Here is a 6732-nt window from a genome sequence, read left to right as displayed (position 1 = left end):
GTATATGATCTGAAACTAATATTAATCGCCGGATTGCTTCGATCAGATGCTGCCGGATGGTTGCTGCCGGTTGGCCTCTGGTCCTCCACGATCCGGATCGCCTCACGAAGCGTGAGCGCGGCAAGGGAGGAATGCCATGCCGGACGTCAAATGGGCCATGAAGGCGAGCGAATTCATCAACTGCAACTGCGCCTATGGCTGCCCGTGCCAGTTTAACGCCATGCCGACATACGGATTCTGCCAGGCGGTCGCCGGCATGGAAATCGAGAGCGGCCATCACGGCGACACCAAGCTCGACGGGTTGCGGTTCGTCGGGATTTTCAGCTGGCCCGGCGCCATACACCAGGGCGGGGGCGAAGCCGCGGTGGTCATCGACGAGAGGGCGACGGAAGCCCAACGTGGCGCGCTGCTTCGCATATTGGGCGGTCTGGACACCGAGCCAGGTGCAACGATATTTCAGGTCTTTTCGACCACGCTGGAGAAATTCCACGATCCGATCTTCGCGCCGATCGAATTCAAGATCGACGTCGACGCGCGAACCAGTCAGCTGCATGTCGAGGGTATAACCGACGGTCGCGGCGAGCCGATCCGGAATCCGGTCACCGGCGCCGCGCACCAGGCGCGCATCGACTTGCCGCACGGCTTCGAATACGCGATCGCCGAGGTCGGGCGCGGCTGGACCAAGGCGACGGGCCCGATCAAGTTCGAACTGGCCGATACGCACAGCCATTTCGCCAATCTGCATCTCACGCAGAGCGGCATCGTGCATTGACCTGATCCAATGGGCGATACGGCCCTCGAGGCGGTGCTGAGGCGCGATCGCGCGGTCGTGATGGCCGCGCTCGTGGTGATTGCCGTGCTCGCCTGGGCCTATGTGCTGTGGCTCGCCGCCACCATGGTCATGCCCGGCTCCCCCTTGCCGGATAGCGGAGGCGGCGACATGGCCGGCATGGATATGGCCGGCATGGATATGGGCGCCGCCATGGCGCCTGGCTTCCGGCCCTGGGCATTGGGCGATTTCGCCTTCACCTTCACGATGTGGGCGGTGATGATGGTCGGCATGATGACGCCGTCGGTCGCGCCGATGTTGCTGCTCTATGCCGGTGTCGGCCGCAAGGCGCGGGCGGATGGCCGGCCCATCGCTTCGACGGGATGGTTTTTTGCCGGCTATCTCGCCGTCTGGGTCGTCTTCAGCCTCCTGGCGACCGGTGCGCAATGGCTTCTCGCCCGTCTAGCCTTGCTCGATCCCTCGATGGCGACCGGCAGCGCGATCCTCGGCGGCCTCGTTCTGATCGCCGCCGGTCTCTATCAATGGACGCCGATGAAGGGCGTCTGCCTGCGCCAATGTCAGGCGCCGATCGCGTTCCTGGCCGGGCATGGCGGATTCCGCTCCGCTCCGCTCGGCGCGCTTCGGCTGGGCATCGATCACGGCGCTTATTGCCTGGGGTGCTGCTGGGCGCTGATGGCTCTGTTGTTCGTTGGTGGCGTCATGAACGTGCTGTGGATCGCCGGCATCGCCATCCTTGTTCTGCTGGAGAAGACGGTGCCGACCGGGCAGCTGATTCCGCGCGTTTCAGGCGCGTTGATGGCCGCCATCGGGATCTGGATCGTCTTTCAAGCCTTTTGAGAACAGTCTTCGTCGGCGGTCTGTATTGGTATGCAGCCGTCAGTAAATTGTCAGATGACAATCCTGGGACCTGGTAGTTCGTCGCACGCGGAGGTCAACAACGACGAGCTATTGCCCGGGATGGATTTCGCTGCCGCGGCCCGTATTGGCCCCGCGTCGGCGTTGCATGAGATTTGCCGCCTTTATTAGCCCTGCTGGCTAAATCGCGGGCGTGTTTGTCTGTAAATCGGGCATTTGCGGCAATCGGTTTTCAAACTCTTTGGGTTTCGGTCATTTCCCTTGACCTCACAGGAATTATCGCCTTCGATGACATTTGTGAATGGGAGGCGGCGCGTCGGTTACGATGCGGGGTTTCGGGATGGGCTGGGATGAAGCCGCGTTCACACGGGAGAAAAAAATCAGGATTTACTCCTGAAAACAGAGAAAAGGGTCTGTGGGTCATGAAACACATTGCTATCGGCATTCTAGGCGCCGCCACGCTTGGATTGATGGCGTCCGGCGCGTCGGCGGCCACGCTCGACACCGTCAAGGCGAAGGGCTTCATCCAGTGCGGCGTCTCCACCGGCCTGGCCGGCTTTTCGGCGCCGGACGACAAGGGTGACTGGCAAGGCATCGATGCGGATTTCTGCCGCGCTGTCGCGGCCGCCGTCTTTGGTGACGGCTCCAAGGTCAAGTTCACGCCGCTCAGCGCCAAGGAGCGGTTCACCGCGCTGCAGTCGGGCGAGATCGACATCCTGTCGCGCAACACCACCTGGACCATCAACCGCGATACGGCGCTTGGCCTGAATTTCATCGGCGTCACCTACTATGACGGCCAGGGTTTCATGATCAACGCCAAGAAGCTGCCGGGCGTCAATTCGGCATTGCAGCTTTCGGGCGCGGCCGTCTGCGTGCAGAGCGGCACCACCACCGAGCTGAACCTCGCCGACTACTTCAAGGCCAACAAGATGGAGTACAATCCCGTCGTCTTCGAAAAGCTGGAAGAGGTCAACGCCGCCTATGATGCCGGCCGCTGCGACGTCTACACCACCGATCAGTCGGGCCTCTACGGCATCCGCCTGACGCTGGGAGCGCCGGCCGACCACGTCGTGCTGCCCGAGATCATCTCCAAGGAGCCGCTCGGACCGGCCGTTCGCCAGGGCGACGACCAGTGGTACCACATCGTCAAGTGGACCTATTTCGCGCTGCTGCAGGCTGAAGAACTCGGCATCACCAAGGCCAATGTCGATGAGATGAAGAACTCGGCCAGCCCCGAGATCAAGCGCGTGCTCGGCCAGGAAGCCGATACCAAGATCGGCACCGATCTCGGCGTCTCCAATGACTGGGTGGTCAACATCGTCAAGGCCGTCGGCAATTATGGCGAAATGTTCGAGCGCAATGTCGGCTCGGGCAGTCCGCTGAAGATCGCGCGCGGCATCAACGCGCTGTGGACCAAGGGCGGCCTGCAATACGCGCCGCCGATCCGCTGATCGAAATGTGATCCGGGAGGCAGATCATCTGCCTCCCGGTTTCTCTTTCCAGGGACGGTCGAATGGCATCGCAGGAAGTACTTCGCGAGGAGCCCAGCCGCGGTTCCTTCATCAACGATCCGAAAATCCGGGGCATATTCTTCCAGGTGCTGGTCGTCGTGCTGCTGGTGGCGGGCGTCTGGTGGATTGCCCACAACGTCATCGACAACCTGACGCGGCTGCGCATCGCTTCAGGCTTCGGCTTCCTCAAGGGCCGCGCCGGCTTCGACATCAGCGAGAGCGCGATCGCCTATTCGTCGGATTCGACCTATGGCCGCGCCATTCTGGTCGGCCTCATCAATACCTTGATCGTCGCCATCGTCGGCATCATCACCGCGACAATCATCGGCTTCGTCATCGGCATCGGCCGGCTCTCGCAGAACTGGCTGATCAGGAAGATCTGCACGGTCTATGTCGAGGTTTTCCGCAACATCCCGCCTCTGCTGGTCATCTTCTTCTGGTATTCCGGCGTGCTCGCCGTGCTGCCGGCGCCGCGCGACAGCATCGGTTTGCCGTTCGGCTCCTTCCTCAACCAGCGCGGTTTCTATTTCCCACGCGCCGTGTGGGGCGACGGCTCATGGCTGATCTTCGTCGCCCTGCTCGTCGGCATCGCCATGGCGTGGTTCGTCGCGCGCAAGGCGCGGCAACGGCAGATGGCGACCGGCCAGCAATTTCCAGTGTTTTGGACGTCCACCGCGCTGATCGTCGGGCTGCCGCTGCTCGCCTATGCGCTGAGCGGCTTTCCCCTGAGCTTCGACTACCCGAAGCAGTCGACTTTCAACCTGACCGGCGGCTTCCAGGTCCGGCCGGAGTTCCTGTCGCTTTATCTGGCGCTGTCCTGCTATACCGCCGCCTTCATCGCCGAGATCGTGCGCGCCGGCATCAGGGGTGTCAGCGCGGGCCAGACGGAAGCTGCCGGTGCGTTGGGCTTGCGGTCCGGATCGATCCTGCGGCTGGTCGTCGTGCCGCAGGCCATGCGCATCGTCATTCCGCCGCTGACCAGCCAGTATCTCAACCTTACCAAGAACTCGTCGCTGGCCATCGCCATCGGCTATCCGGACCTGACGGCGACCGCCGGTACGGTGCTGAACCAGACCGGCCAGGCCGTCGAGGGCGTGGTGATCATGATGGTGATCTACCTCGCCATCAGCCTCCTGACCTCGCTTGTGATGAACTGGTTCAACGCCAAGATGGCGCTGGTGGAGAGGTGAGGTAAGGACATGCAAGAACATGATATGTCCTGGGTGCGAACCGAAATGGTGCTGGCGCAGCCGGCGCCCGCCAGCGTCACCGGCCTCGGCGCGTGGGTGCGCAAGAACCTGATCGCGTCCGCCGGCGACACCATTTTGACAATCGTCGGCATCGCCCTGGTGGCGATGATCCTGCCGCAAATCATCAATTGGGCGTTCATCAACGCCGTGTGGACGGGACCGGACCGAACCGTATGCGCCACGGTGGCGCAGGGCGGCATCCAGCCGGACGGCTGGACTGGCGCCTGCTGGGCTTTCGTCAACGCCAAATTCGGCCAGTTCATGCTCGGCCGCTATCCCATCGAGGAGCGCTGGCGGCCGATCCTGGTCGCTATCCTGTTCGTGGCGCTGCTGGTGCCGATGCTTATCCCGAAGGTGCCGCGCAAAGGGCTGAATGCGGTGCTGCTGTTCTTCGTGCTGCCGATCGTCGCCTTCGTCCTGCTGGTCGGCGGCATGTTCGGCCTGCCGCATGTCGAGACCTCGCTTTGGGGTGGGCTCTTGGTAACGCTCAGCCTGTCCTTCGTCGGCATTGCCGTGTCGCTGCCGCTCGGCATCGTGCTGGCGCTCGGCCGCCGTTCCAAGATGCCGATCATCAAGACGCTGTGCGTCGTCTTCATCGAGACGGTGCGCGGCATCCCGCTGATCACCGTGCTGTTCTTCGCCAGCGTCATGCTGCCGCTGTTCCTGCCGGAGGGTGTGTCGTTCGACAAGTTCCTGCGCGCGCTGATCGGCGTGTCGCTGTTTGCCGCGGCCTATATGGCCGAAGTGGTGCGCGGCGGCCTGCAGGCGATCCCCAAGGGCCAGTATGAAGGTGCCGATTCGCTCGGCCTCGGCTATTGGCAGAAGATGTATTTCATCGTCATGCCGCAGGCGCTGAAACTGGTCATCCCGGGCATCGTCAACACCTTCATCGGCATGTTCAAGGACACCAGCCTGGTCATCATCATCTCGATGTTCGACCTGCTCGGCATCGTCAAACAGAATTTCTCCGATGCAAACTGGGCAACCGCGCAGACGGCGAGGTCAGGCCTGATCTTCGCGGCCTTCGTCTTCTGGCTGTTCTGCTTCGGCATGTCGCGCTATTCAATGTACACCGAACGCCGGCTCGACACCGGCCACAAACGCTGATGCATGTCGCCCAAAAGTGTATAGCGGTTTTGGGGTAACGACATGCTTCATTACCAACGATAAAGAAAAAGGGGATCCTGTCATGGCCACCGAAAATGCCGTCAGCGCCGAAGAGATCAAGGTCAACGCCGCCAAGATGCAGATTTCGACGACCGATGTCGCCATCGACATCATCGCCATGCACAAATGGTACGGCGAGTTCCATGTGCTGAAGGACATCAACCTGAAAGTGATGCGCGGCGAGCGTATCGTCATCTGCGGCCCCTCCGGCTCCGGCAAATCGACCATGATCCGGTGCATCAACCGCCTGGAGGAGCACCAGAAGGGCAAGATCATCGTCGACGGCAAGGAACTGACCAACGATCTCAAGAAGATCGACGAGGTGCGCCGCGAGGTCGGCATGGTGTTCCAGCACTTCAACCTGTTCCCGCACCTGACCATCCTGGAGAACTGCACGCTGGCGCCGATCTGGGTGCGCAAGACGCCGAAGAAGCAGGCCGAGGAAATCGCCATGCATTTCCTCAAGCGCGTCAAGATCCCGGAACAGGCCAACAAATATCCCGGCCAGCTTTCCGGTGGCCAGCAGCAGCGTGTGGCGATCGCCCGCTCGCTGTGCATGAACCCGCGCATCATGCTGTTCGATGAGCCGACCTCGGCGCTCGATCCGGAGATGATCAAGGAAGTGCTGGAGACCATGGTTGGCCTTGCCGAGGAAGGCATGACCATGCTGTGCGTCACCCACGAGATGGGCTTCGCCCGCAAGGTCGCCAACCGGGTGATCTTCATGGACCAGGGCCAGATCGTCGAGCAGAACACGCCGGCCGAGTTCTTCGACCACCCGCGCCACGAGCGCACGAAGCTGTTCCTGTCGCAGATCCTGCACTAGGCCTCGACGGCCACGAAGAGCCCGGCTGAAACACTGCCGGGCTCTTTTGCGTATGGGAGAACAGGCGGGCGTTCGTGTCGCCGGAGTGCGTTTGCAGGGCCGCCTTTCAATGAAAAGACTGGGACGTTTTCTGGGTCTTCTGTTGGTTCTCGTCGCACTCGCCGTGACGACGGGCACCCTCGTGCCACGGCCGCTGTGGCCGGCCGCCGCCGCCGTGCCAGCCGCGACACGCCACATCCTGGTGCTGAACAATCCGATCCACACCGATATCGCCATCCCGGTCGACGACGCCGTGCGCCGGCGTTTCCATTTCCTGGTCGACGCGGGCATACC

6 protein-coding genes and 1 pseudogene are annotated in these 6732 nt (G+C 62.1%); all 7 read left to right on the top strand.

Features of this window, described 5'->3' with window-relative positions:
- Positions 1 to 136 precede the first annotated feature (136 nt).
- Positions 137 to 772, top strand: a complete 636-nt coding sequence (locus EOD15_RS25420; protein ID WP_023814117.1) for a DUF1326 domain-containing protein — start codon at positions 137 to 139, stop codon at positions 770 to 772.
- A gap of 9 nt (positions 773 to 781) precedes the next feature.
- On the top strand, positions 782 to 1627 hold the full coding sequence (locus EOD15_RS25415; protein WP_127319234.1) for a DUF2182 domain-containing protein: 846 nt from the start codon (positions 782 to 784) through the stop codon (positions 1625 to 1627).
- 440 nt (positions 1628 to 2067) lie between these two features.
- Positions 2068 to 3096, top strand: a complete 1029-nt coding sequence (locus tag EOD15_RS25410) for an amino acid ABC transporter substrate-binding protein (RefSeq protein WP_127319232.1) — start codon at positions 2068 to 2070, stop codon at positions 3094 to 3096.
- A gap of 62 nt (positions 3097 to 3158) precedes the next feature.
- Entirely contained in the window at positions 3159 to 4346 is a 1188-nt protein-coding gene (locus EOD15_RS25405; RefSeq protein WP_127268987.1) for an amino acid ABC transporter permease, read from the top strand.
- 9 nt (positions 4347 to 4355) lie between these two features.
- On the top strand, positions 4356 to 5513 hold the full coding sequence (locus EOD15_RS25400; protein ID WP_127321837.1) for an amino acid ABC transporter permease: 1158 nt from the start codon (positions 4356 to 4358) through the stop codon (positions 5511 to 5513).
- A gap of 82 nt (positions 5514 to 5595) precedes the next feature.
- Entirely contained in the window at positions 5596 to 6399 is an 804-nt protein-coding gene (locus EOD15_RS25395; RefSeq protein WP_013532420.1) for an amino acid ABC transporter ATP-binding protein, read from the top strand.
- A gap of 109 nt (positions 6400 to 6508) precedes the next feature.
- Positions 6509 to 6732: pseudogene (locus EOD15_RS25390) on the top strand (TIGR02117 family protein); the annotation flags it as partial.

The organism is Mesorhizobium sp. M7A.T.Ca.US.000.02.2.1 (assembly GCF_003996995.1).
Lineage (GTDB): Bacteria > Pseudomonadota > Alphaproteobacteria > Rhizobiales > Rhizobiaceae > Mesorhizobium.
Note: the sequence above shows the minus strand (reverse complement) of the source record. Positions and strands in the feature narration are given on the sequence as shown.